Raw genomic sequence first — 21,616 nt, forward strand, 5'->3', positions numbered from 1 at the left:
GAGCTAGGGTGTGACTCCAGCTCGACTCGGAGTCCCCCATGACCCTGCTGAAGTGGGCGGCCTTGCCGCTCTTGTTCTTGGCCGCCTGTACCGGCTCTCGGTGCGCGGCACAGAAAGCTGAAACGCCCAAGCTGTTGTCCCTCTCCCAGCAGATTGCGCTGCGGGAGGACTGGCTGGACAAGCGCCATGGCCTGCTGCTGGAGATGATGCGGCGGCACGGCGTGGGCATGTGGATCATCGTCAACGAGGAGTTCAACGATGATCCGCTGACGCAGTTCGTGGCACCGCCGCGTCCGTACGCGGGCAACCGGGACATCTTCGTCTTCGTGGACGCGGGAGCGGAGGGCCTGAAGCGCGTGGCGCTGACGGGCTACGCGGAGGAGTCCATCCTCAAGTTCTTCGAGGCACCCGAGGAGGGACAGTCCGCCCCCGAGGCCTTGAAGTCGCTGGACTCGCGCTACCAACCCAAGGCGATTGCGCTGGGCATCGGCGGCAAGCGGGGCGTGACGCGCAGTCTGACGAAGGATGGCTATGCCTACCTCCTGGACGCGTTCGGCGCGGAGGCGGAGGCGCGCTTCGTGAGCGCGGCGCCGCTCATCGAGGAGTACCTGGACACGCGGCTGCCCGAGGAGTGGGAGCCCTACAAGGGGATGGTGGAGCTGACGGACGCCATCGTGAAGGAGGCCTTCTCCTCGAAGGTCATCGTGCCGGGGAAGACGACGGTGGGGGACGTGCGCCGATGGCTCTACGACAGGCTGGGCGCGCTGGGCGTGGGCACGTGGTTCCAGCCGGACATGCGCGTGCAGCGCAAGGGTGGCATCCCCGCGAAGTCCCGAGGCTTCCTCGCGGTGGCGAAGGAGGAACTGGTCATCGAGCGCGGCGACCTCATCCACGTGGACTTCGGCATCAGCTACCTGGGGCTGCACACCGACTGGCAGAAGATGGCCTATGTGCTGCGCGACGGTGAGACGGACGCGCCCGAGGGCCTGAAGAACGCGCTGGCGAACACGAACGCGCTCCAGGACGTGTTGATGGTGCAGGCCTCCCGGCCGGGCCGCTCGTCCGCGGAAGTGTATGACGAGACGATGGCGGAGATGACGGCGCGTGGCATCGAGGCGCAGGTGTACAGCCATCCCCTGGGCAACCACGGCCACGCGCTCGGCGCCTCCATCGACTTCCGCTCGTCGACGCGCAAGGACACACCGAAGCCGTTGCGAGAAGGCTCATACATCGCCATCGAGCTGAACACGGCCACGCCCGTACCGGAGTGGGACGGACAGAAGGTGGCGGTGATGGAGGAGGACCCGGCCTACCTCACGCACGAGGGCTGGAAGTTCTTCGTGCCGCGTCAGGAAGCCTTCTACCTCATCAAGTAGAGGGGCTTCAGAACGCCACGCCCAACCCCATCCCCAGTGCCCACATGCGTGAGGCGCTGGGCGCGGGGCTCGACTCGGGAGCGCCCAAATCGATACGCACGCCGGCCCGAGCGAACGCGGGGCCGAGCCGCACGCGGACGAAGGGCTCCAGGGAGAGCTGGGAGTCCTCTCCGTCCCACGTCGCCTCGGTGAGGTGGGGCGAGACGACCTGGGCGCGCACGCCAGGCTCGAGCATTCCAAGTCCGAGCGAGGCCTCGACGCTGGCCTGCGCGACGAAGTGGGTGTCGCGCGCGGAGCGGGACACGGGCATGAGCATGCCAAGCGCCACGTCGGCGCGGGCCTGGAAGCCGGGCAGGTCCACGCCCACGGCCATGGGCAGCACCACGGACGTGGTGTCGAGCGCCCACAGCCACGGGTCCGCCAGCCCCCGCACGGCGGCGGCGGTGGCGTAGTTGACGCCCTCCGTCTCGACCCTCCGGGAGCCGATGATGTCGGCGTCCTCATGGCGGGCCAGGGGCAGGGCGACGCCCGCGCCAATGCGGACGAACAGGCTGTCATCCGCGAACGTGCGGACATGGTGCAGGCCCACGAGCAGGTTGGACGAGCCAACGTGGCTCGTGGTGCCCTCCACTCCACCCTCGGGTTTCAGCGCGGTGTAGGGCAGCCCCCAGTCGAGCCGGAGCTGACCGTGTTCGGAGACACGGAAGCCGGCGGCGAGGGTGGGCGAGACGTGGCGCGTGGAGACGTGCCGCAGTCGGGGCGCGGAGGAGAAGGTGACGGAGGTGGCGAGGAAGTTGTCGGGCTCGCGCACCTGCGCCCCGGCGCGCATCCCGGTCAGGAGCAGGGCGGTGGCGACGAGCCACGCGGCGCTCCAGCGGTGAAGCACGAGGGTGCGGTGAGGCGTAGGCATGGCGGTGGTCCCGTCGAAGGCCCGTCCGGCTCACGGCCCCCCTTCTTCGTGGAACACCGATGAAGACGCCGAGCGTCACCACCCTTGACGCATGGGCGTGCTTTTTTCCGCGCCGCCCTCGGCTTCATCAGTCCGGGCCCGCCGCCCCGCTGACGTCGGCCCAGGTGAGGCCGAAGCGCGCGAGGTACTTCTTGAGGCGGTCCGCGTCATTGACGCTCGCCTTCCTCGCGCGGGATTGGGAGAACAGCACGCGCCCGGCTTCGGACAGCGAGCGCACGCCCTGGCAGACCCCCAGCACGTCCGCGAGCTGCACGCGGTCGAACCTGTCCAGCTCCTGGGCCAGCGCTTCACCCAGCACCTCGGCGACACGGTCTGCGGAGCCCACGGGCTGCAAAGGCCCGGGGCGCGAGCCTCCCGTGCGCCACTGCGCGCGCAGTCGCTCCAGCTCCTCGTCGACCACGTCGCGGGTGATGCGGCCTCCGGGAGCGAGCGTGGCCATGCGCAGCACGGCGGCGTTGAGGTCGCGGAAGTTGCCGGACCACCGGGCATCGGGCGAGGTGGCGAAGCGCAGGAAGCGCTCCTGGGCTTCCTTGTTGAAAGTGATGCGCGCGCCCATCGCCTCCGACGCCTTGTCCAGCTCGTAGAGGAGGTTGGGCGGGATGTCCTCCGGACGCTCGCGCAGGGCGGGCAGCCGGAAGGTCCACAGGTTGATGCGCGCGAGCAGGTCCTCCCGGAAGCGCCCCTGCTCGACGTCCCCCTGTAGGTCCCGGTTGGTCCCGGCGATGAGCTGGAAGTCGCTCTCCACTTCCCGGTCCGAGCCCACGGGCAGGAACCGCTTGTCCTCCAGCGCGCGCAGCAGCATGGCCTGCTCGTCCGCGCCCAGCTCGCCAATCTCGTCGAGGAAGAGCACGCCGCCGTGGGCCTGTCTCAGCAAACCGGGCCGGTCCTGGAGCGCTCCGGTGAAGGAGCCCTTCACGTGGCCGAAGAGCGCGGACATGGCGCCGTCACCGCGCAGGGTGGCGCAGTTGAGGTCCACGAACGGCCCGCTGACGGTGCCGCGAGTCTTCTTGAGCGTGTAGACGCGCCGGGCCAGCTGGGATTTGCCCGCGCCCGTGGGGCCGGTGATGAGCAGTGGCGCTCGCGACTGGGTGGCCACCTGCTCGATTCGCTCGATGATGCGGTTGAAGGCGGCGTTGCGCGTGTCGATGCCGGCCTTGAGGAAGGACAGGCCCTCGCGTTGCTCTTGCTGGAAGCGCGTGGCCAGCGTGTCGTAGCGCGACAGGTCCAGGTCGATGAGCGTGTGCGTGCCCGCGCCCGTGCCCGTCCTGTCCCGCCCGGCCGGTGACAGCTGCACCAGTCGGCCGGGGATGAGCCGGCTCTCCACCAGGAGGAACATGCAGATCTGCGCGATGTGCGTGCCCGTGGTGATGTGGACGAGATAGTCCTCCTCCTCCGGGTTGAAGGGGTAGGCGCGCACGTAGTCGAGCAGCGCGCCGTAGGTCTCCTCCAAGTCCCACGGGTTCTTGATGTCCAGCGGCGTGGCGCGCACGGACGTCTCCGGAGACACCTGGCGGATGTCGCCCACCAGCGTGCCCGCGAGCGCCGCCGCTCCAGGCGGATGCAGCAGCTCCAGCCGGTGAACGACGAGGTCGTCCTGCTGGCACAGCGCCACCGTGGGCCGCCACTTCGTCCACCGCCCGGGGCCCTGCCCCGTGTCCAGCGTCGTCCCGAGCATCCCCAGGACCACCGTCTGCTTCGCCCGTGTCTTCGCCATTCGAATAGGACTTTATCCCAAGGGATATGGATGGCCAGCCCCCTCGGGGCGCTTCCCTCGGAGAAAGGGTTGGCACGCCGGCTGCTCTACGTCCCTCCGTGCCCGGGAAACAGAGCCCGGGCGAACGACCGAAAGGTGAAGGCCATGGAGCGCAACAAGGTGAGCTACGAGGTGCTGTCGGACGAGGCGGGTCGCCCCATCAAGTCGTGGACGATGGGAGTGCCGTTCGAGGACGAGGCCAAGAAGCAGCTCCGGAACCTGCGCGGCCTGCCCTTCATCCACAAGTGGGTGGCGGTGATGCCGGACGTGCACCGCGGCTACGGCGCGACGGTCGGTAGCGTCGTCCCCACGGTGGGCGCGGTGGTTCCGGCGGCGGTGGGTGTGGATATCGGCTGCGGGATGATCGCCGTGCGCACCACGCTGCGCGCGGACCAGCTCCCGGACTCGCTGCGTGGGGTTCGCTCGGCCATCGAGCGCGCGGTGCCGCATGGCCGCTCGGATAACGGTGGCCGTAACGACGTCGGCGCGTGGCGCGTGGCTCCGGCTTCGCATCAGCAGGTGTGGTCGCGGTTGATGGAGGGGTATGACCGCGTCGTCGCCAAGCACCCTCGCATCGGCCGTGGGCCGGACCTGGCGCACCTCGGTACGCTCGGGACGGGTAACCACTTCATCGAGCTGTGCCTGGACGAGTCGGATGGCGTGTGGCTGATGTTGCACTCCGGTTCGCGTGGCGTGGGTAACCGCATCGGCAGCTACTTCATCGAGCTGGCGAAGGAGGACATGCGCCGCTGGCATATCAACCTCCCCGACGCGGACCTGGCGTACCTGCCGGAGGGTACGGAGCACTTCGATGACTACGTCTTCGCGGTGAGCTGGGCGCAGGACTACGCGGCGATGAACCGCGAGCTGATGCTGCGAGGCGCGGTGGATGCCCTGCAGTTGAGCGGTGAGCTGCCTCCGTTCTCGCTGTCCGAGTCGGCGGTGAACTGCCACCACAACTACGTGGCGCGTGAGCACCACTACGGGAAGAACTGCTTCGTGACGCGCAAGGGCGCGGTGCGGGCGCGCGAGGGTGACCTCGGCATCATCCCCGGCAGCATGGGGGCGCGTTCGTACATCGTCCGAGGGAAGGGAAACGCGGACAGCTTCCATTCCTGCAGCCACGGCGCGGGCCGGGTGATGTCGCGTGAGGCGGCGAAGAAGCGCTTCACGCTGGAGGACCACGCGAAGGCGACGGCGGGCGTGGAGTGCCGCAAGGACGTGGACGTGATTGACGAGACGCCGGCGGCGTACAAGCCCATCGATGCGGTGATGGCGGCGCAGTCGGACCTGGTTGAAGTGGTCCACACGCTCAAGCAGGTCGTCTGTGTGAAGGGGTAGCCGAAGGACCACGACAACCCCCAACACGCGAGGTGGCCATGCCGGGATGACGACACCGAGGCGCCCGTTCCCCCCAAGAGGCCGAAAGGCCGCCAGTGGTGGGGGAGCGGGCGCCGCTATTTTGGGAAGGGTGTCAGAATGCCCGGGTGGGGCCGTGAGGCGTGGGAAAAGCAGGAGACGAGACACATGCTGCGCATCGATGGTTCAAGGGGAGAGGGCGGCGGCCAGGTGCTGCGCACGTCGCTGGCGTTGTCGCTGGTGACGGGGACGCCTTTCACGATGACGAACATCCGCGCGGGCCGCGCGAAGCCGGGCCTGTTGCGCCAGCACCTGACGGGTGTGAAGGCCGCGGAGGCGGTGGGCGCGGCGGAGGTGTCCGGCGCGGAGCTGGGCTCGAAGGAGCTGACGTTCCGTCCGCGCGCGCTGGCCGCGGGCAACTACCACTTCGCGGTGGGCACGGCGGGCAGCGCGACGCTGGTGCTGCAGACAGTGCTGCCCGCGCTGCTGGCCGCGACGGAGCCGTCCACGTTGAGGCTGGAGGGCGGGACGCACAACCCGGCGGCGCCGCCGTTCGACTTCCTCGCCCGGGCGTACCTGCCGATTCTGCGCAAGCTGGGGCCGACCGTCACGGCGACGCTGGAGCGTCCCGGTTTCTTCCCGGCGGGTGGCGGGAAGTTCCACGTGGACGTGCGGCCGGCGCCCATGAAGCCCCTCTCGCTGCTGGAGCGGGGGCGGGTGCTGCGCCGTGACGCGAAGGCGGTGGTGGCGATGATTCCCTTCGACGTGGCGAAGCGGGAGATGGAGACGGCGGGGGCACTGCTCAAGTGGCGTCCGGACGAGCTGCGGGTGGAGGAACTCAAGCGCACCACGGGCCCGGGCAACGCGCTGGTGGTGGAGGTGGAGAGCGAGCACGTCACCGAGGTCTTCACGGCCTTCGGCGAGCGAGGCAAGCGCGCGGAGGTCGTGGCGGAGGAAGCGGCTGGAGAGGTGAAGCGCTACTTGAACGCGGATGTCCCGGTGGGCGAGCACCTGTGCGACCAGCTGCTCCTGCTGTTCGCGCTGGCGCGGGGTGGGGAGTTCCGCACGCTGCCGCTGGACGGGCACTCGGTGACTCAGTTGGAGACGATGGCGCACTTCCTCGACGTGAAGGTGGACGTGCGCGAGGTGTCCCGCGAGGTGCGCGAGGTGGTGGTGCGCGGCTGAGCCCCCTGTCGAGGGCATCCTCCAGGTTCCGGCCGCACCTGGAGGACGCGCGTGTCACGTGAGTGATGCCGACGCCGTGGCAGTGCTCCCGGCTCTGGAAGAGAAACTCCATGCCGGTGAAGGCCGCCCACGCGGACTCGTGGGGAAGGGCACCCCGGGTGTCGGTGACTCACCCGGGGGCCCGATGCGTCAGGGGCGTCGGCGGACGATTTCGTTCTGACTCGAGATGCCCCAGACGGTGCCGTCCGAGGCCGCCGAGATTTGTTTCAAGGTGCCGGTCCTGGGCGTCCAGGTGGAGCCGCTCCACTGGAAGACATTGCCCGCGGGGTTCAGGGCCCAGATGACGGACGCGCTGCCGACGGAGACGTAGTTCATCCCGGGCGGGATGTTGAACGTCCACTCGGTGCCATTCCAGCGCAGCACGCGCAGGCCATCCGGAGGGTTGGTGGCCCACAGCTCGCCATCGGTGCCGACGGAGATGCGCTCCACGCAGCAGCGCTTCGGGGACCAGGCGGAGCCGGTGTATTGGTACAGGGTGTTGTCATTGCCCAGGCCCCACACCGTGTTCGCATTGGCGATGGTGACCTGCTTCATCCCAGCCGGGATGTTGAAGGTCCACCGCGTTCCGTCCCAGCGCAACACCCGCATGCCGTCCGGAGGGTTGGTGGCCCACAGTTCACCATCGGCCGCGGCGGCCAGTTCGGTGACGCAGCAGCTCTGATTGACCCACGTCGCGCCATCCCACTTCCAGTGTCGCCCCGTGGTGTCCAGCAGCCAGACGATGTTCGACGCGCCCACGGCGACCTGCTTGGGCGTCGTCTGCGGCGGCGCCGGGATGACCACGTATTCCGAATCGGGCGGGACGATGAGCGAATACAGCATCTTGTTGGGCGAGCCCTTCACGTCCTGGATGACGTTCGCCGTGCCTCCATTCAGCACGGCCTGCGACACCTGCGCGGGAGTCGCGGTGGGGTTCTTCTCCAGATAGAGCGCGGCCACGCCCGCGACATGGGGCGACGCCATGGAGGTGCCGCTGAGGTCTCGCGTTCCGGTGTCGGACGTGTTGCTCGTGGAGCGGATGCCCACGCCGGGTGCGAAGAGGTCCACGCAGGCACCCCAGTTGGAGAATGTGGCGCGCCGGTCCTGGATGTCGGAGGCCGCCACCGTGAGGGCCTCTGGCGTGCGGGCCGGACTCGACTGACAGGCATCCGCATCGCTGTTGCCGGCCGCGAGGACATACGTGATGCCCGCGTTGATGGAGGCCCGCACGGCGTCGTCCAGCAGGGAGTAGGCGCCACCGCCGAGGCTCATGTTCGCCACCGCCGGCTTCTGGTGGTTCTTGGTCACCCAGTTGATGCCGTTGATGATGCCGCTGTAGCTGCCTCGGCCGTCACAGGCCAGCACCCGCACCGGGTGCAGCCGGCTGTTCTTGGCGACGCCCCACGTCATGCCGCCAATGGTGCCCGCCACATGGGTGCCGTGGCCCTGGCAGTCATTGGTGCCGTTCCCATCCGCGATGGCCGTCATGCCTCCACTGACACGGCCTCCGAAGTCCGCGTGTGACGCTCGGATGCCGGTGTCGAGGACGTACACGTGCACGCCCTGGCCGGTGGTGGTCTGCTCGTAGCGCTGGTCCAACGCCAGGGGATGGGAGTCGAGCCGGTCCAGGCCCCAGGGCGCATTGGTCTGCACGGCCTCCACGTCGACATAGCCATCCTGGCCGAGCGCGATGACGCGCAGGTCGCTGGCGATGACGGTGGCGGAGGCGTCGGTCAATCCGTTGGCCGAGAAGCCGAGTGAGCCCGCATCGAAGTAGGCGAGGATGGTGCCACCGAAGCGTTGCGTCAGGTATTGCGCCACGGTTTGGACCTGGTCGGGTGTCACCAGGGTTGGGTCGAAGAAGAAGAGGTATTGGCCCGCGATGGCGTTGGCGGGACGGACGATGGGGGGCGGTGGATGAGTGGGCGGCGATGGGTCACAGTCGTGGAACTGGGTGCCGGTGACCAGCATGGCCCCCAGCATGAGACGCGAGGATGCCTGTCGAAACGAGAGCAGCATGGCGAGTCAATCCAATGGGGTGCGGGTTGACGCGAGCCGAGCCGCGCTCGCGCGGTGACTCCGCATTCCAAGTCCCGGGCCATGCGGCGCGCGGTTTCGTGAGCAAGGGATTGTGAGCGCTTGGCGCGGGCTCACGCCTGGCGCGACGTGCGTCATCTCGAATGGACGCGTCATTCCTGGGGCTCGTGGTGAACACTGACGCGTCAGTCGTGAAATGAGACACATCCTCGGTGTCGCGTGGCTCGCATTTCCCAGCCTCCTGGGGTGGTGAGTGGGCGCTTGCGCCCAGGGGACGCGCTCGCCTGAAGTCCTGCCGGGCATGCGGGAATGAAGCGGTCCTGGCTGGCTCGGAGCCTGGGACGCGCGACAGTGGATGCGCGGAGGCATCAACCCGAGATGGCCGAGGTTCCCGAAGTCGAAATCATCGCCCGGGACTTGCGACAGGCAGTCGTGGGGCGCCGAATCACTGACGTCGAAGTGCTCGTCCCGGAGGCGGTTCGTTTCCCGTCGCCGCCGGAGTTCATCGCCGCGCTGCGGGGTCGGTGCATCACCGGTGCGCGTCGTCGGGCGAAGTTCATCCTGCTGTCGCTGGACGACGGACAGACGCTCGCGTTGCACTTCATGCTCTGGGGCACGTTGTCGCTGCGGCCCGTGGGAAGTGAGTCGCCACCCGAGAGTCTGGTTGTCATGACACTTGATGGGGAGGAGGCGCTCTGGCTCACGGACACGCTGGGGTATGCGCGTGTGGCGGTGGCCCGCACCGCCGAGCTGACCTCTCGCCTGAAGCTCGAGGAGCTGGGGCCGGAGGTGCTCGACGACGACTTCACCTCGGACCACCTGGCGCGTCGGTTGTCACGTCGCAGAAGCCCGCTCAAGACGGTGCTGCTCAATCAGCGTGTCGTCGCGGGGCTGGGGAATCGGGACGCGGACGAGAGCCTGTGGAAGGCGGGGCTGGATCCACGTCGCCTGGCGGCTTCCCTCGCTCGTGACGAAGTGATGCGGTTGCATCGTGCCATGCGCGCGGTGCTCGAAGAGGGGCTGTCGCTCCGGGGTACGCAGCGAGATTTGTTCGGCGTGAAGGGACAGGCGAAGCACCGGCGCAATGTCTTCGAGCGCACCGGCGCGCCGTGTCCCAGCTGCGGCACGCCGATTACCCATGTTCGGGTCGGCGGCCGGAACACGCACTGGTGCGTCCGGTGTCAACCCGAGTCAGGGGCACCCTCGGGACCGACCCAAGGGGTGTTGCTGTGAGCGCCTGCCTGGTGGCGGCCATCGCCTCTGCTTTTCTTTCGGAGCAGGAGGGGTGGGCCGTCCAGCCGCCCCCCGCTGCGCTGACCGTCGCTCCGCTGTTATGAAGCAGGTGTGTCCGACGTCACCGAGTCCACACCGTCGCCGCTCGACTCCGCGCTGGCTCGCGCCAGTGAGGAGCTGGGCCTGCCCAGCTACTACCAGTCCTGTGTGCGCCCTCTGCTGCGCAACCCCGAGGGCCGCTGGCCCCGGTGCTGTGGCGGCGGCTGTGAGCCGTGCGCCCAGACGCTCATCCAGGTGGCGCTGCGCACCCTGGAGATTCTGGGCACACCGCGACAGGCCCCTCTTCCGGACTGAGTCCACACATGGCTTCCGCCCCTCCGCTGTTGCTCGTCGACGACGACGCCGCCTTTCGCAAGGTCTACGGCAGCCTGCTGCGCGACGCGGGCTATGAGGTGGTGGAGGCGGCGGACCGTCCCTCCGCCCGCGCCGCCTTCGACGCGAGGCCCTTTCCCCTCGTCCTGCTCGACTTGATGCTGCCTCCGGATGGCAGCGTCTCCTCGGGCCTGACGGGACTGGCGGCGTTGCTCGACGCTCGGCCGGGCACCAAGGTCATCGTCGTGTCCGGGGTGGGCGATACGCGCCACTCGCTGGAGGCGATTCGCCTGGGCGCGTACGACTTCCTCACCAAGCCCGTGGACCCGGACGTGCTGCTCGTCGTCGTGCAGCGCGCGCTGGCCCGTGTGGCGCTGGAGCGCCAGGTGGAGGCGCTGCGCACGTCCCTGGAGCGGGCCGCGGGCGACGCGGCCATGGTGGGGCAGAGCGCTTCGTTCCTCGCCGCCCTCTCCCTGGCCGAGCGCGTGGCCGCCAGTGACTTGCCCGTGCTCGTCACCGGCGAGAATGGCACCGGCAAGGAGCTGCTCGCGCGCATGGTGCACCAGAAGAGTCGGCGCCATGCGGGCCCCTTCATCCCCGTCAACTGCGGCGCGCTGCCGGAGACCTTGCTGGAGAGCGCACTCTTCGGCCACGTGAAGGGTAGCTTCACCGGTGCGACCCGAGACCACCGGGGCCTCTTCGCGGAGGCGGACGGAGGCACCCTGTTCCTGGACGAGCTGGGGGACATGACGCCGTCGCTCCAGGTGAAGGTGCTGCGCGCGCTGGAGACGGGGGACATCCTGCCGGTGGGCGCGGACCTGCCCGTGCACGTGGACGTGCGCCTCATCTCGGCGACTCATCGAGACCTGGGACGCATGCTCCAGGAGGGCGCCTTTCGCGAGGACCTCTACTGGCGCGTCAAGGGCGTGGAGCTCCGCCTGCCGCCGCTGCGCGAGCGCGCCTCGGACCTGCCGCTATTGGCCAAGCACTTCCTCAACCAGTGCGCGCACCTGTGTCCGGATGGCCGGGCGAGGTTACTGTCGGATGCCGCCGCGGAGTCGCTCGCCGCGCACGGTTGGCCGGGCAACCTGCGCGAGCTTCGTCACGAGATGCAGCGCGCGACGGTGTTGGCCGGAGAGCGCCGCGAGCTTCAGCCCGAGGACCTGTCCTTCACCGGCAGCGAGCGTCCTCGCGCGAGCACCCCGGGCGCCACCACGCTGGCAGCCAAGGTGGAGGCGCTGGAGCGCCGCGAAATCGAGGACGCGCTGAAGCGCTTCGGTGGCAACCGCACGCACTCCGCGGAGGCCCTGGGACTGTCGCGACAGGGCCTGCTCAAGAAGCTGGAGCGCTTCGGGCTGACGTGAGTCAGAAGAGGCGTGCGCCCAGGCCCGCCTTCAGTGCCCAGCCCAGCCTCGTGTCGGAGAGGCCCGCGCGCTCTTGGAAGGTCTCCGTGCCCAGCTGCCCCGCGAGCAGCACGGACACGTTGTTGCCCAGGTACACCTCGACGCCGCCACCGCCGAGCGCCTGGAAGCGCAACGACTTTGACTTCGAGATGCCGATGTCCAGGGGCAGGTCCACCAGCCCCAGGATTGTCACCGTCTCGGCCACCCGCCAGCCGGCGATGAGCCCCGGAGACAGTCGCAGCATCACGCCCGAGAAGTTCTGGTCGTCCATGTACGTGGAGCCGGAGTTGAACACCACGCCCAGCCCCAGCGTCGGCGCCAGCGACACCGAGCCCCGCTCCAGCACCTTCAGCCGCCCCACCAGCTCCAGCGCGGCGGATAGCTGGAACCAGTTGAGCCGCGCTCGCGCCTCCAGCTCGAAGCTGGAGATGCCCTGGCGAAACCCCACGCCAATCTCCGGCGCCCCCGCGTAGCCGTACAGCGCCGTTGTCCCGGCCGGCAGCGTCACCGGCGCAATCACCGCCCCGAGCGGATCCTCCTCGGACGAGACGGGCGTCTGCTCGACGGTGACGCGCCCCTCCTCTCCGGGTTGCGCGGCCGTCGCCTGCTGGGCGGCGGAGGCGGAGGTCAGCAACAGCGCGGACACCAGGAGCCAGGAAGAGACCGAGCGCGTCATGCCGCGCACCCTACCGCGACCTGTTTGTTACCGAAACTCAACGATTCCGAGGACTTGTGTCCAGGTTGCCAATCTATCAAGCTTCGCTGGAATAATTCGGTATCCATGGCTCCCGCGCTTACACAGCTCTCCGCGCGCAATGAACCGACGGCGTCGGTGCCGTCGGAGGTTGGCGCGCGTCGTCGAGGGGGGCGGAGTCGGGCGCGGGTGCTGCTGGTGGACTCGGACGCGGGCGCGCAGTCGGCGCTGGCGGCGGCGCTGGTGGAGGCGGGCTTCGAGGCGCTGCTGGTGGGTGGGGCGCAGGCGGCGCTGGATGCGCTGGCTCCAGAGGGCCCCTTGCCGAGGCTGGTCATCGCGGACGTGGAGCTGCCGGATGGCGACGGCTTCAGTCTGTGCGGACAGATTCGCGCGGACGTGCGCACCGCTCACCTGCCGGTGTTGTTGCTGGCGCGGCGCGAGGAGGACTTCCACCGCGACCTGGCCGGTGGCGTGGGCGCGGACGACTACCTGACGCGCCCGTTGGACGTGGAGGACGTGGTGTCGCTCGCGCGGCTCAAGTCGGGGTATGCGACGGGCGCGGCGACGTTCGAGTCACATACCGCGAGGCTGGCCCTGCCGAGGGTGACACGGGCGCTGCTGGCGGGCGTGCGCTCCGGGCGGCTCGTCCTCGCGGAGGGTGAGGGCTGGTTCTCCTTCCGCCATGGCCTGGTGGTGGACGCCATGTTTCATGGTGAGCGCGGCAGCCTCGCGTTTCGCCGGCTGCTGGGCTTCGCCAGCGGCGCGTACGCGGTGGCCCTGGGGCCCGAATTGCACAAGGGCTCGTTCACCATGGACCGCGCGCACCTGTGCGAGGCGGTGTTGCCGGCGCTGGAGCGCTTCGAGGCGCTGAGGGCGCGCGGCCTGCCGCTGGCCTCGCGGCTGACGGTGGACTTCGCGCGGCTGGCGGAGGAGCTGCCCGCGCTGCCCGAGGACGTGGGCGAGGTGGTGCGTCTGTTCGATGGGCGACGCACGGTGCGCGCCGTGCTGCTGGAGTGCCTCTACCCGGAGGCGGTGGCGTACGAGGCATCCACGCGCCTGTTCGCGCTGGGCGTGCTGGTGCCCGCGTGTTTCATCGAGGAGCGGGAGCGCGCGCGCGGAGGCTCGGGAGTGCCTGGCTTCTTCGAGCCCGTGCCCTCGGTGGACCCGGTGCCCGAGGTGTCGCGAGGAGATGCGGACTGAGGGTTTGACTCCGCGCCCCGGGCTGGGAGACAAGGCCGCCCAGAGGCGACACCTTCCATGTCCGGTCACAATCGGTGGTCGAAGATCAAGCGCCAGAAGGCCGCGATGGGCGCGACCAAGGGCAAGCTCTACTCGAAGGTCGTGAAGGAGATCACCGTCTCCGCGCGACTCGGGGGAGGCGACCCCGCTGGCAATCCGCGTCTGCGTGTGGCGCTGGGCCTGGCCCGTGAAGCCAACATCCCCAAGGACACCGTCGAGCGTGCCATCAAGAAGGGCACCGGCGAGCTGGAAGGGGAGCGCTACGAAGAGGTGATGTACGAAGGCTACGGCCCCGGCGGCGTGGCCGTCCTCGTCGAGTGCGTCACCGACAACCGCAACCGCACCTCGGCCGACGTGCGCTCGACGTTCGGCCACCACGGCGGCAACCTGGGCGCCGAGGGCGCGGTGGCCTGGATGTTCCAGAAGAAGGGAATCGTCACCGTCAAGCCCGGCCCCGAGGAGGACGCGGTGCTGGAGACGGCGCTGGAGGCGGGCGCCGAGGACGTCGTGCCCCAGGGCGCGGACGGCTTCGAGGTTCGCACCGCGCCGGTGGACCTGCATACGGTGGCCACGGGCCTGGAGTCCGGGGGCCTGCCGGTGGGCGAGCAGAAGTGGGCGTACCTGCCGCAGAATACCGTCCAGCTCGACGGCGATAATGCGAAGAAGATGCTCAAGCTGATGGACGCGCTCGAGGACAACGATGACGTGCAGAACGTCCACGCGAACTTCGAGATCGACGAGTCCCTGATGGAGTCCCTGTCGCAGTAGCGGCGGGGCGAACGGAGCGAACGGTGCGCGTTCTCGGAGTAGACCCTGGCAGCCGCTTCATGGGCTACGGGGTGGTGGAAGAGAAGCGAGGCCGACTGGTGCATGTGGGCCACGGCGTCATCAAGGTGGATGAATCAGCGCCCCTGGCCTTTCGCCTGAAGGAGCTGCATGCCGCGCTGAGCGCGCAGCTCGTGATCTTCCGTCCGGAGGCGGTGGCGGTGGAGGGCCTGTTCACCTTCCGCAATGCCCGGAGCGCGTTGGTGCTGGGGCACGCGCGCGGCGTGGCGCTGCTGGCGGCGGCCCAGGTGTCGCTGCCCGTCTTCGAGTACGCGCCCGCGAAGGTGAAGAAGTCGGTGGGCGCCGGCGGCGCGGACGGCAAGGACGCGGTGGCGCGGATGGTGCGGACGTTCCTGCAACTGGAAGCCAAGGACCTGGGGCGCGCGGACGCGAGCGACGCCCTGGCCGTGGCGCTGTGTCACCTCAACCATGGTCGCGCCGCCGTTCCCACGGCGAGCACGGCTGGCAAGAAGCGCAAGGGCGCCGCGGCGCTGCTCGCGGACAGACTGGCGCCGTCCTATCGGCGCCCGGAGGCGGGATGATCGCTCGGCTGCGTGGCGTGGTGCTGGAGAAGGATGCCGAGGGCGCCGTCATCGACGTGCAGGGCGTGGGCTACCTGGTGAACTTCTCCACGCTGGCTCTGGGGAAGCTTCCGCCGGAGGGCCAGACGGTGGACGTGCGCGTGCGCACCGTGGTGCGCGAGGACGCCTTCGACCTGTTCGGCTTCCTGACCCGGGCGGAGGAAGAGATCTTCCTGCTGCTCAACGGCGTCTCCCGCGTGGGGCCGCGCATGGCGCTGGGCGTGCTGTCCGGCATGGAGGTGCCGGAGCTGGTGGCGGCCCTGTCTCGCGGTGAGGTGGCGCGCCTGGCGAAGATCCACGGCGTGGGAAAGAAGACCGCCGAGCGACTGGTGCTGGAGCTGAAGGACAAGATGAAGAACGTCCACCTGGAGGCAGTCTCCCGGGGGACGGCGCCCATTCCGGTGAGCGGGCCTCAATCCGACCTTGTCTCCGCGCTGCTCAACCTTGGCTACAAGCCCCCGCAGGCGGAAAAAGCCGCGGAGCTGGCCACCAGCAGGCTGGGTGCCGATGCGTCCTTCCAGGTCCTCTTCCGCGAGGCCCTCAAGTCCCTCAGGGCAGGCGCCTGACGTCTTCTGGACGTCCGCCGTCGCGGGTGTAGTCGGGTGGCCAAATCCGGACCTCCCTGACCAGCCCGCACAAGCTTCTTTCCTCTGAGAAATCGAAACGGTCCAGGGTCCGACGGGCCCTGTGTCGGCTCGGCGGCAAGTGTCGGCGCCCGTCGCAGGATGCCGGACAGCCTGGGCCGCCCCCTACCCGCAGTGGGTAGCCAGTTTCATCGACGGTGACACTTTCCAGCCACAGCGGTGGAGCCGAGTGCCCCACCCAGGACAAGGAGTTGCTCACATGAAGGCATGGCGTGGCGTCCCGGTGCTCGTGTCCGTTCTCGTCGGAAGTCTGGGCGGGGTGGGGTGTGGTCCGGCCTTCGAGTCGAGTGACGAATCTGGAAGCGAGCGCGTGGCGTCCGCCCGGGCCTCGGTGGATGCGGCGCCGGAGGAGGCGGACGCGGAGGTGACGGCGCGTCGGGCCTGTGGGACGGACCCGGTGGGGCCGCCGGGTTCAAAGCCGGAGTGGCTGGCGCGGGGCGACGGGCGGCTGTTGTTCAGCGCGGAGGCGGTGGGTCAGGGGCGCGAGCTGTGGAGCAGTCCGGGGCGCTCGGGCTGCGCGGGCGTGGTGAAGGACATCCGTCCGGGGACCATGGGCTCGGTGCCGCGCTTCCTGACGCCGCTGGAGCCGTGGGTGCTCTTCGTCGCGGATGACGGCCAGCACGGGCCCGAGCTGTGGCGCACGGACGGCACGGAAGCGGGCACGGTGATGGTGAAGGACCTGCTTCCTGGCGAGCGCGGCTCGGCCCCCCGGGCGCTCACGAGGGTGGGCGACTGGCTCTACTTCACGGCGGAGGACTTCGAGCACGGCCTGGAGCTGTGGCGCACGGACGGCACGGAGTCAGGCACGCGGCTGGTGCATGAGTTCGTCCCGGGCCCCGGCTCGCTCCAACTGGTGTCGCTGACGGCGTGGGGGAAGCGCCTTGCCCTGGTGTCGTACTCGCCCGAGGCCGCGGTGCTGTGGGTGGTGGAGGCGAATGGCCAGGCGCGCGTGCTCTACCAGTCGGCGGTGGGGGTGCTGCTGTCGCTGACGGCGTCGGAGCGGCGCCTGTTCTTCCTGCGGGACACGGGGATGGATCTCGCGGAGCTGTGGGTGACGTCGGAGCGGCCGGGCTCCGCGACGCGGGTGCGGGACTTCACCGGAGAGTTCCCCTCGTACCTCACGGCGATGAATGGCTCGGTGTTCTTCCTGGCCGGCGCGGATGGCTACTTCGGGGAGCAGGGCGACACGCTTCACGGGGGCGAGCTGTGGCGCAGCGACGGCACGGTGTCGGGCACGCGGCTGGTGCGCGACATCTGGCCGGGGCCCAAGGGCTCGCTGCCATCGCATCTGGTGGTGATGGATGGGGTGCTGTACTTCGCGGCGGACGACGGCTGGCGCGGGCGCGAGCTGTGGCGCAGCGACGGCACGCTCCTGGGGACGTGGATGGTGTGGGACCTCCAGTGGGGCCCGGAGGGCAGCGAGCCGGAGCAACTGGTGGCGGAGAACGGCTGGCTGTTCTTCTCCGCGAAGACGGCCCTCCACGGGCGCGAGGCGTGGTCCAGCGATGGGTGGCTGTGGCGCACGCGCCGGCTGACGGACATCGCGCCGGGGACGTCATCGTCGGACCCTCGCTCGTTCGTGCGCTCGGGCTCGGAGGTCTTCTTCCTGGCCGGAGAGGCGCCGGCGGACGAGGCGCTGTGGGCGGTGCCCCTGCGTCCCGCCTGGCCCTGCGCCACCGGGGCGGCCGCGGACGCGCGAGGCTGCTGACGTCAGGCCGCGCGCCGGCTGGCGGGCGTGGGCCTCACGTCGCCGAAGTTGGGCGCGGGCAGGACGATGGTGGGGGCAAGCCCCGGCGACAGCAGGTGCGAGGTCAGAAGCGAGGAGGGGTGGAAGTTGATGAACGCCCCCTCCACCGCGGAGTGCCCGGCGAAGAGCTTCTCCACCACCATGGACGAGTACTGCGAAAGCGAGTCCTCGCGCGTGTTGCCGTTGAGCACGACTTCCCAGCCCATGTGCTCGGCGAAGCGGCGCACGCCGGGGATGGCGGACAGGAGCGGCGTGTAGCTCTCCGTGGCCACGCCGTTCTCGCTGACGACGAACACCTCGCGAGAGGTGGCCACCGCCAGCGACATGTTGCCGCGCGTGTGGCCCGGCGTGCTGAGGATGGCCGCGCCCACGCCCAGCCACGTGTCCCCGTCGAGCAGCACCACGCGCTCGGCGGGGATGTCGGCGCCACCGGGGACGAACCACACCGTCTGCATGGGGTGCAGGTCCTTCACCATCTCCCACTCCGCGCGCTGCACCAGCAGCTTCGCCCGGGGGAAGTACGCCGACACGCCGTCGCCCCCCAGCCACCCGCGCAGGTCCTGGATGTGCAGATGGTCGAAGGCCAGGTAGTCCACGTCCGCGGGCGTCAGCCCCAGCGAGGCCAGGTGGCTCTGCACCGTGCCGTGCCGGGTGGACATGAGCTTGTCGGAGACGAAGCCGCCGTAGCGCTCGCGCAGCGCGTGGTAGAACGGCGCGGCCACGCCCCGCTCGTAGTCGGACGGGTTGAAGAGCAGCGTGCGTCGCTCGCCCTTCGCGTCGACGAACTGCACCACCTGCATGCGGTTGGTCATCATCACGTACGGCGCGGGTGACAGCGCCGCCCCGCTGAAGGCGAACTGCGCGGGATAGGGAAACGTGACGAGCTCGCAGGTGGCCACCGCCGCCACGGGACCTTCCTGGACGAAGCGCTCGCGGGCCTCGAGCGCCGCGCGGCGCAGCCTCTGCAGACGCAGGCCTGGCAGGGGCTCGGAGTGGGCCTCGGCGAGGAAGGGCAGGGGGCGGAACGCGGGGCTCTGGCTCATGGATTCACCGTGACAGCGAGAGGTCGAAGACCGGCGCGACGAACGGAGCGCACGGGCCATGTTCTCCGGCCCGGCGGCGGGGATGCCAGGCAACGTCGGCGTGTTTCACTCGAGCGTCCGCCAGTCCACACGCCTGCCCAGGCACCAGGGAACGTGGCGTCGAAGCCCGTCATGACGGTGGGTGCTCCCTGGCCTGCTGGGCGTCCCCGAGTCCAGCCCGAGGATGTGGGCGACACGCGCGGCCTTCCTGTATAGGGTCCCATGGTCATGGCGAGGAAGTCCGACACTCTCTCCGAAGAGGTCCTCCCGGAGGACGTCCGGCTCGAGGCCTCCCTGCGTCCGCGCTCGTTCCACGAGTACGTGGGACAGGGGCTCGTCGTCGAGAAGCTCAAGGTGTATGTGCAGGCGGCTCGCAGTCGGGGCGAGGCCCTGGACCACTGCCTGTTCTCCGGCCCCCCGGGCCTGGGTAAGACGTCGCTGGCGCACATCATCGCCAACGAGCTGGGCGTGGGCATCCACGTGACGAGCGGCCCCGCGCTGGAGCGCAAGGGCGACCTGGCGGGTCTGCTCACCAACCTGAACGAGCGCGACGTCCTCTTCATCGACGAAATCCACCGGCTCAACGCGGCGGTGGAGGAGTACCTCTACCCGGCGATGGAGGACTTCCGGCTGGACATCACCATCGACACGGGGCCGGCCGCCCGGGCGATGAAGATTGATTTGCCGCCCTTCACGCTCATTGGCGCGACGACGCGCACGGGCCTGCTCACCTCGCCCTTGCGTGACAGGTTCCAGATTCAGGAGCGGCTGGAGTACTACGACGCCGCGTCCCTGGAGCTCATCCTCCACCGCTCCGCGCGCATCCTCGGCATCCCCCTGGAGAAGGAGGCCGCCCACGAGGTGGCCACCCGCTCGCGCGGCACGCCCCGCATCGTCAACCGGCTCCTGCGCCGGCTGCGCGACTTCGCGGAGGTGGAGGGCAACGGGAAAATCACGCTGGAGCTGGCGAAGAAGTCCCTGGACCGGCTCGGCGTGGACGCCAGCGGCCTGGACTCCATGGACCGCAAAATCCTGCTCACCATCCTGGACAAGTTCGGCGGCGGTCCTGTGGGCGTGGAGACCATCGCCGCCAGCGTGGGCGAACAACGCGATACCATCGAGGACGTGTACGAGCCCTTCCTGATGCAGGAGGGCTTTCTGCAGCGCACGCCCCGGGGCCGGATGGCCACCCACCGCACCTACCAGTATTTCAAGAAGCAGCCACCGCCCACGCCCCAGGGCAGCCTCTTCTGAAACCCGCGAGCCATGAGCCAGGCCACCTCCCCCGCGTCTCCCGCTTCCGGACCCACCACCCTCCGCGTCGCGCGTGACTTCTACGCGGACCTGATGCGGGCCTCCCAGACGTCGCGCGCGGGCTTCCTCGCCGAGCGCGAGCGCTGGCTTCGCGGCGTCCCCGTGGACGGCCGGGAGGAGCTGCTCTTCGAATTCGAGATGCTCCTGCGCGCGGTGGAGCGCTACCTCAACCTCACCGCCGTGGTGGACGCCAAGGACCGGCCGCTCGTCACCCGCGACTTCCACGAGGAGCTGGTGGACGTGCGCGACGCCATGGACCGCGCCATCCGTGTCGCACGTCACCTCCAGGACCCGGACAGCGACCAGAAGATGGTCTTCCGCAAGTACGTGGAGACCCAGCTCGCGGATGACCGGGTGCGTCGCGCACTCATCGAGGAGGAGCTGGACCAGGAGACGCCGTCGGAGAGCCTCTTCGTGCTGCGCGAGGACCTGGACGCGCTGCGCAACCTGCTGGACCACCTGCTCCAGCTGCCCACCGCGCGGCTCAACCTCTTCCAGGACCTGGGCAAGCTGGCCCTGAAGGAAATCGTCCTCAACCGCTACTTCCGGCCCTTCCGGCCGTTGGAGTTCCGCGTCGAGTACGACCGGCTGCGCTCGGTGCGCCTGTTGGATCTGCTCGTGGGGATGCCGGAAGAGCAGCGCGCCGGCTTCTCCACCGCGTTCCTGGGGCTGTTCCGGCTGCTGCACTACCTGGCCTACGTGGACGCGGAAGGCACGCCGCCCGTGCCCCGGCGGGTGCGCGTGCTGCTGGCGCTGGTGCGCAGCGAGACGCACGCCTTGGCCACGTGGCTGCACGCGGAACTGTCGCCCAAGGCGGGCTCCAAGGCGCTCCAGGCCGCGGCCCTGCGGACGGCGCGGGATTTGGCCAAGGAGTCGGAGCGCATTGGCCGCGAGGTGCTGGCCCACGTGGACAAGGAGCCGGACGCGCCCGCGCGCGCCACCGCCGCCTTCAGGTCGCTGTTGCGCACCCAGGTCGTCGCGCTGGTGGAGGCCCTGGCCCCCAATGGCGGCCTGTCCGACGACGTCTTCGACGCGCTGGTGAGCCCCCAGGACGCCGCGCTGCGGCTGCGCAAGGACCTGTGGGTGTACGCCCAGCTGTGCCGCTCCGCGGAGGGGTTCCTGCGCGCGGAGGACGTGCCCGCCGCGGAGCGCTCCCTGGACGCGCTGAAGACCTTCCTCGCGTACTTCCACGACGGCGGCTACCAGCTGCTGCGCTACTCGGACTACGACGCCTTCGACCGCTTCACCGCGCTCCTGGTGGAGCTGCCCTGGCCGCCCGAGGGCCCCGGCATCCGCAGCCGGCTCGCCGAGGACCTGCGCCGCTTCAGCCAGACGCTGGAGTCCACCTTCCACTCCGTCAGCCGCCGCACCCTCCTCCAGGGCAGGGGGTTCGACCGCCAGGAAGCCGAGGCGCTCCGCGATCGCTTTGTCGCGGTCCCGACTCGCTGACCCTCACGTGGGGGGAGAAAATCGACCCACGCCCACTCGCCCCGTATGACGCAACCCCCCACGGGGTGTGCTCGTACGGGGCGTGTTTGCTTCCAGCCAGTTCCTTGCGCTATGGACGCCCCCGTGTTGCATGGAAGACACGCTTCGTTGCGAAGCGCGTCACGGGGCAGGGCGGCGGGTGAGGCGGTGAAGAATTCCCGGACACCAATGTCACGGTTTCGGGTGAATTCACCAACCCTCGGACGGGGGGAGGGTGGCTGGCCACGATGGGCACCCACCGCGATGTCAGAAAAAATCCAACCGTTCCAAGGGGT

Annotated in this window: 18 protein-coding genes; 13 read left to right on the forward strand and 5 right to left on the reverse strand. The window is 69.5% G+C overall.

The features are described 5' to 3' along the window. The first annotated feature begins 38 nt into the window (after positions 1-38). Positions 39-1,376, forward strand: coding sequence for a M24 family metallopeptidase (locus HR086_RS01270; protein ID WP_174464612.1), 1,338 nt, complete (start codon positions 39-41; stop codon positions 1,374-1,376). Positions 1,377-1,383: 7 nt separating this feature from the next. Here HR086_RS01270 and HR086_RS01275 read toward each other — a convergent pair whose 3' ends face one another. Both HR086_RS01275 and rtcR read right to left on the reverse strand, forming a co-directional pair. Continuing rightward, on the reverse strand, positions 1,384-2,286 hold the full coding sequence (locus HR086_RS01275; RefSeq protein ID WP_141643492.1) for a hypothetical protein: 903 nt from the start codon (positions 2,284-2,286) through the stop codon (positions 1,384-1,386). A gap of 127 nt (positions 2,287-2,413) precedes the next feature. Continuing rightward, positions 2,414-4,060, reverse strand: coding sequence for an RNA repair transcriptional activator RtcR (rtcR, locus tag HR086_RS01280; RefSeq protein WP_141643493.1), 1,647 nt, complete (start codon positions 4,058-4,060; stop codon positions 2,414-2,416). Between the two features lie 144 nt (positions 4,061-4,204). On the opposite strand from rtcR, the gene HR086_RS01285 reads away from it, so the two are divergent. Together HR086_RS01285 and rtcA are read left to right on the forward strand one after the other, a co-directional pair. After that, positions 4,205-5,440, forward strand: coding sequence for an RtcB family protein (locus HR086_RS01285; RefSeq protein WP_141643494.1), 1,236 nt, complete (start codon positions 4,205-4,207; stop codon positions 5,438-5,440). A gap of 186 nt (positions 5,441-5,626) precedes the next feature. Continuing rightward, entirely contained in the window at positions 5,627-6,643 is a 1,017-nt protein-coding gene (gene rtcA / locus HR086_RS01290) for an RNA 3'-terminal phosphate cyclase (protein ID WP_174453550.1), read from the forward strand. Between the two features lie 189 nt (positions 6,644-6,832). Here rtcA and HR086_RS01295 read toward each other — a convergent pair whose 3' ends face one another. Then, positions 6,833-8,701, reverse strand: a complete 1,869-nt coding sequence (locus HR086_RS01295; RefSeq protein WP_254626129.1) for a S8 family serine peptidase — start codon at positions 8,699-8,701, stop codon at positions 6,833-6,835. 327 nt (positions 8,702-9,028) lie between these two features. Here HR086_RS01295 and mutM point away from each other — a divergent pair, with 327 nt between their 5' ends. From mutM to HR086_RS01310, 3 genes are all read left to right on the forward strand, one after another. Beyond that, on the forward strand, positions 9,029-9,952 hold the full coding sequence (mutM, locus tag HR086_RS01300) for a bifunctional DNA-formamidopyrimidine glycosylase/DNA-(apurinic or apyrimidinic site) lyase (RefSeq protein WP_254626130.1): 924 nt from the start codon (positions 9,029-9,031) through the stop codon (positions 9,950-9,952). A gap of 111 nt (positions 9,953-10,063) precedes the next feature. Next, positions 10,064-10,306, forward strand: coding sequence for a hypothetical protein (locus HR086_RS01305; RefSeq protein WP_141643496.1), 243 nt, complete (start codon positions 10,064-10,066; stop codon positions 10,304-10,306). Positions 10,307-10,314: 8 nt separating this feature from the next. Next, positions 10,315-11,688, forward strand: coding sequence for a sigma-54 dependent transcriptional regulator (locus HR086_RS01310; RefSeq protein WP_174463108.1), 1,374 nt, complete (start codon positions 10,315-10,317; stop codon positions 11,686-11,688). 1 nt (position 11,689) lies between these two features. Here HR086_RS01310 and HR086_RS01315 read toward each other — a convergent pair whose 3' ends face one another. Continuing rightward, positions 11,690-12,403 (reverse strand): hypothetical protein, encoded by a 714-nt coding sequence (locus HR086_RS01315; RefSeq protein ID WP_174463107.1) that lies wholly within the window; start codon positions 12,401-12,403, stop codon positions 11,690-11,692. Positions 12,404-12,508: 105 nt separating this feature from the next. On the opposite strand from HR086_RS01315, the gene HR086_RS01320 reads away from it, so the two are divergent. The 5 genes from HR086_RS01320 (at position 12,509) to HR086_RS49350 (ending at position 17,418) form a co-directional block, all read left to right on the forward strand. Further along, complete coding sequence (locus HR086_RS01320; RefSeq protein ID WP_174464613.1) at positions 12,509-13,621, forward strand: PleD family two-component system response regulator; 1,113 nt, start codon at positions 12,509-12,511, stop codon at positions 13,619-13,621. Between the two features lie 57 nt (positions 13,622-13,678). Beyond that, positions 13,679-14,428, forward strand: a complete 750-nt coding sequence (locus HR086_RS01325) for a YebC/PmpR family DNA-binding transcriptional regulator (RefSeq protein WP_174464614.1) — start codon at positions 13,679-13,681, stop codon at positions 14,426-14,428. Between the two features lie 23 nt (positions 14,429-14,451). Further along, the gene (gene ruvC, locus HR086_RS01330) at positions 14,452-15,027 is read left to right on the forward strand and encodes a crossover junction endodeoxyribonuclease RuvC (RefSeq protein ID WP_174464615.1); all 576 of its coding nucleotides are present in this window, start codon (positions 14,452-14,454) and stop codon (positions 15,025-15,027) included. Then, a complete protein-coding gene (ruvA, locus tag HR086_RS01335; RefSeq protein WP_174464616.1) occupies positions 15,024-15,632 on the forward strand; it encodes a Holliday junction branch migration protein RuvA in 609 nt (202 codons plus the stop codon). Before ruvC ends, ruvA begins: the two co-directional genes overlap by 4 nt. 277 nt (positions 15,633-15,909) lie before the next feature. Then, positions 15,910-17,418 (forward strand): ELWxxDGT repeat protein, encoded by a 1,509-nt coding sequence (locus HR086_RS49350; protein WP_174464617.1) that lies wholly within the window; start codon positions 15,910-15,912, stop codon positions 17,416-17,418. Positions 17,419-17,420: 2 nt separating this feature from the next. On the opposite strand, the gene HR086_RS01345 is transcribed toward HR086_RS49350, so the two are convergent. Beyond that, positions 17,421-18,500, reverse strand: coding sequence for a hypothetical protein (locus tag HR086_RS01345; protein WP_141643504.1), 1,080 nt, complete (start codon positions 18,498-18,500; stop codon positions 17,421-17,423). A gap of 261 nt (positions 18,501-18,761) precedes the next feature. Here HR086_RS01345 and ruvB point away from each other — a divergent pair, with 261 nt between their 5' ends. Together ruvB and HR086_RS01355 are read left to right on the forward strand one after the other, a co-directional pair. Then, positions 18,762-19,793, forward strand: a complete 1,032-nt coding sequence (gene ruvB / locus HR086_RS01350) for a Holliday junction branch migration DNA helicase RuvB (protein WP_141643505.1) — start codon at positions 18,762-18,764, stop codon at positions 19,791-19,793. A 12-nt stretch (positions 19,794-19,805) separates the two neighbouring features. Then, on the forward strand, positions 19,806-21,302 hold the full coding sequence (locus HR086_RS01355) for a hypothetical protein (RefSeq protein WP_141643506.1): 1,497 nt from the start codon (positions 19,806-19,808) through the stop codon (positions 21,300-21,302). Positions 21,303-21,616 lie beyond the last annotated feature (314 nt).

Origin of the sequence: Myxococcus sp. CA039A (assembly GCF_013336645.1) — a bacterium.
In the GTDB taxonomy this organism is placed as follows: Bacteria; Myxococcota; Myxococcia; order Myxococcales; family Myxococcaceae; genus Myxococcus; species Myxococcus llanfairpwllgwyngyllgogerychwyrndrobwllllantysiliogogogochensis.